Annotated in this window: 1 pseudogene; it reads right to left on the reverse strand. The window is 66.4% G+C overall.

Annotation, left to right across the window (positions count from 1 at the left end):
• A pseudogene (locus CCN44_RS37880) lies at positions 1–244 on the reverse strand (cell division protein SepF); the annotation flags it as partial.
• Positions 245–613: the final 369 nt, after the last annotated feature.

Genomic DNA, 613 nt, shown 5'->3' on the forward strand with positions numbered 1-613 from the left:
TGACCGGGACGCCGTCCCGGAACAGCTCGCCGATGGCGCGGGCGTCCCGGAAGCTGTCCGGGGTGACCGTGCCGATCCGGCGGCCCTTCTCCTCGGCCGTGTCCGTGGCCACCTTCACCCGCGGGTCGGTGACCCAGGCGTCCCCGGACTCGGTGCCCTCGGAGTAGTCGTCGTCGTAGTAGCGCTCGTCATCGTTGTCGTCGACGAGGCCGAGCCACGCACTCGCCTTGCGTACCGATCCCATGGACGCCTCCTCTCACAGCGGTCTTTCTTGCTTTCCGCATCCCTATGGTCATCCATGATGCGGACGGCGCGCCAAGTGGATAGACGCCGCGCGGGGGGTTTGTGACGGTACTGGTGCACAGCGGATCCGTCGAGAGTCCTTGTGCCCCAAGGGTCGCGACTCATACGGCTGCTGACTGAGAGTGAAATATGATTGTTCGCGGCGGACGGGTGACGCGCGGTGCGTACGGGTGAACGCCAACATCGTGTGACAGTACGGGGGATGTGGTGTTCGGAATCGTCAGGCCCTGCGCTCACCGGCTCGGCGAGCGGCTGAAGACCGAGTGGATGGCGCACCTGTGCGGGCTGTGTCTGGCCCTGCGCCGTGACC

The sequence above is a fragment of the Streptomyces tricolor genome, from assembly GCF_002155905.1.
GTDB lineage: Bacteria > Actinomycetota > Actinomycetes > Streptomycetales > Streptomycetaceae > Streptomyces > Streptomyces tricolor.